Origin of the sequence: Bradyrhizobium sp. NAS80.1 (genome assembly GCF_001908205.1) — a bacterium.
Classification (GTDB): domain Bacteria; phylum Pseudomonadota; class Alphaproteobacteria; order Rhizobiales; family Xanthobacteraceae; genus Bradyrhizobium.
The window spans coordinates 1-3,347 of record NZ_LGHL01000333.1; the positions used below are offsets into that span (position 1 = coordinate 1).

Annotated in this window: 1 protein-coding gene; it reads left to right on the forward strand. The window is 64.5% G+C overall.

Annotation, left to right across the window (positions count from 1 at the left end; translation table 11 throughout):
- Window positions 1–471 precede the first annotated feature (471 nt).
- Window positions 472–3,189 carry an autotransporter outer membrane beta-barrel domain-containing protein gene (locus AC629_RS42965; RefSeq protein WP_168195737.1) on the forward strand — a complete coding sequence of 906 codons (2,718 nt, stop codon included), beginning with the start codon at window positions 472–474 and terminating at the stop codon, window positions 3,187–3,189.
- Window positions 3,190–3,347 lie beyond the last annotated feature (158 nt).

The following is a 3,347-nucleotide window of genomic DNA, read 5'->3' on the forward strand; positions in this document are numbered from 1 at the left end:
TTTGATTTTACTGCAAACGCTCAGCCACGCATAGAACTCCCGCAGCGCGATAATTTAGGCTCCGAATGGTTGGTGGCTGGCACAAGTTGCTTGCAGTCCCGAGGTCCGCTGTGGGTCAAAATGCGAAGAACTCAACCGGAGCAAATCTTGTCCGCCAATGCCTCAATAAGCGGACCTCATGGAGCGATGCCGCCGCTTCGCCGAAGGGCCAGGAGCGGTCGTCACTTTCGGTCAATCTATCCGCAACCCTGAAGAGCACGGATGCCGTCCGGATCAGGCCGAACTAAGGACGGACGCTGAACAACCGCCCCGCAGCCACGGCGCCGCCCTTTGCAACCGGCGGTGTATCCCGAATGCCACGGCAATGTTTAATCGATGCGCCGGCCCGCCTGCCGGATTGACGTACAGTAAGGTCTCCGCGATTTCTTCTACAGGAATTGAGCATTGGGAAGCGTAATGGGGACGCATGTGATGTTGCTGCGGATGGCGGCGTGCGTGCGGGGAAATTGCGCTGGCGCGAGACGCAGCGGTAAGACGGACTCGATCCGCCGCATCCTGCTGTGCACCACTTCGCTCGCGGCGTTCGGAATGGTGGCGGCGACCACGCCCTCGCAGGCCACGGACTGGACCGGTGCCGTTTCGACGGACTGGTTCACGAGCGGCAATTGGACGGCCGGCGTTCCGACAACACCCGGCCCTACTACGAACATCGATGCGGCCAGTCCAAATCCGACGGTGGTCGCCGCGCCCGGTGCACACACCTCAAACCTGATTGTCGGCAATTCCGGTGCCGGTATGCTGACCATCCAGAACGGCGGCAGCGTGAGCAACGCCTCCAGCATCCTCGGCTTCTCGCCGAGTTCAATTGGCACCGCGGTGGTGACGGGCGCCGGCTCGTCCTGGAACCATACCGTCGCGCTCATCGTCGGCAATTCCGGCACCGGCACGCTAACCATCCAGAACGGTGGCAGCGTGAGCAACGTCCATGAGGGCTACCTCGGCTACATGGCAGGTTCGACCGGCACCGCAACGGTGACTGGCACCGGCTCGTCCTGGAGCAGTGGCGGCGCCCTGCTTGTCGGCCTATTTGGCACCGGCACGCTGAGCATCCTGAACGGCGGCAGCGTGAGCAACGCCGCCGGCTACATCGGCTGGAATTCAAGTTCGACCGGCACGGTCACAGTGACTGGCGCTGGCTCGTCCTGGAGCAATGCCAACGTGCTCTCTGTCGGAACATCGGGCACCGGCACGCTGACCATCCAGAACGGCGGCACTGTTTCGGCTACGACTGTGTTGATTGCCGCCCTGACCGGCTCGACCGGCACGCTCAACATCGGCGCGGCGGCGGGCCAGCCGGCGGTGGCCCCGGGCACGCTGAACACGCCATCCGTCGCGTTCGGGGCTGGCACCGGGCAGATCGTGTTCAACCACACCGCGCCGAGCTACGTGTTTGCGCCGGCGATCTCGGGCATCGGATCGGTGCTGGTCGAGGCCGGCACGACCCTGCTCACGGCGGCCAACACCTACACCGGACCGACCACAATCGACGGCGGCACGCTCACCGTGAACGGGTCGATTACGTCCTCGTCCCTCACCACCGTCAATGCGGGCGGCACGCTGGGCGGTACTGGCGTCGTCGGCAACACGCTCGTCAATGGCGGCACGCTCGCACCCGGCAATCCGACGGGACTGCTCACCGTGCAGGGCAATCTCGCCTTCACGGCGCCTTCGACCTACCAGGTGGACGTCTCGACCGCCACGGCGGACCGCACAAATGTGACCGGCACCGCGACGCTCGGCGGCGCCACCGTGAATGCGGTGTTCGCGCCGGGTGCGTATGTGAGTAAGCACTACACGATCCTGAACGCGACCGGCGGCGTCAGCGGCGCGTTCAATCCGGCCGTTGTTTCCAACTTCGCCGCCATCCAGTCGACGCTGAGCTACGACGCCAACAACGTCTTCCTCGATGTCGCGCTGAACTTCGCGCCGGCGGGCGGCAGCCTCAACGTCAACCAGCAGAACGTCGCGGACGCGCTGACGGGCTTCTTCAACCGGACGGGCAGCATTCCGGTCGCCTTCGGCGCGCTGACCCCAGCGGGCCTGACGCAAGCGTCCGGCGAGATCGGCACGGGATCGCAGCAGGCGACGTTCAGCGCCATGAACCAGTTTTTGGGCGTAATGACCGACCCGTTCGTCGCCGGCCGAGGCGATCCGCTAAGCGCCGGAGGAACGCCTAACGCGTTTGCCGACGAAAGCATGGCCTATGCCGCCTCTGGCAAACGCCCCGCAGCGGCCCGCGACGCATTCGCCGCTTACACAAAGGCCCCGCTGGCGCCATCCTTCGAGCAGCGCTGGAGCGTGTGGGCGGCGGGCTTTGGTGGCTCACAGCAAACCGACGGCAATGCGGGGATCGGTTCGAACGCCACCACGAGCAACCTTTACGGTACTGCGGTCGGCGCGGACTATCGCCTGTCACGCGACACGCTGCTCGGCTTCGCGCTTGCCGGCGGCGGCACCAGCTTCTCCGTCGTCAACAATCTGGGTGGCGGGCGCTCCGACCTGTTCCAGGCCGGCGCGTTCTTCCGCCACAACGCCGGGCCGGCCTACATCATCGGCGCGCTTGCATACGGCTGGCAGGACGTTGTCACGGATCGCACCGTTACGGTTGCGGGCGTTGACAGGCTGCGCGCTGAGTTCAACGCCAATGCCTATTCCGGCCGACTTGAAGGCGGCTATCGCTTCCTCACGCAGGGGATCGGCCTGACGCCTTATGCGGCGGGGCAGTTCACCACCTTCGATTTGCCGGCCTATGCGGAGCAGGCGATCGTCGGCAGCAACCAGTTCGCGCTTGCCTACAACCGCAAGAGCATCACCGATACCCGCAGCGAACTTGGTTTGCGTACCGACAAAGCGTTTGGCCAAGCTGACGGCATCCTGACGCTGCGAGGCCGCCTTGCCTGGGCGCACGACTACAATCCAAACCGTATCATCGGAGCAACCTTCCAGAGCCTGCCGGGGGCGAGCTTCGTCGTGAATGGGGCCGCCATGTCAGCGGACTCGGCGTTGGTCACGGCCTCGGCCGAAAAGAAGTGGCTCAACGGCTGGTCAGCAGCGGCGACGTTCGAAGGCGAGTTCTCCGATGTGACGCGCTCGTATGCAGGCAAGGGCGTGGTGCGCTACGCTTGGTGACGTGTGCTGCTGGTCCATTGTTTTAAGTGGGCGGGCTGTATTGGTCGGCTACGGGTCATTTTCGACAGACACTGCGGGCTTCGGCTACCGGTCGATGTCTGCTCTTCGCCGAAAGCGTTCCGCTTACTGCGTGGCAACGAAATGACGCGAAGGGCCAG

Excerpts from the sequence above, each read along its gene's own strand:
- AC629_RS42965 (WP_168195737.1), top strand. The coding sequence starts at position 472 with ATGTTGCTGCGGATGGCGGCGTGCGTGCGGGGAAATTGCGCTGGCGCG.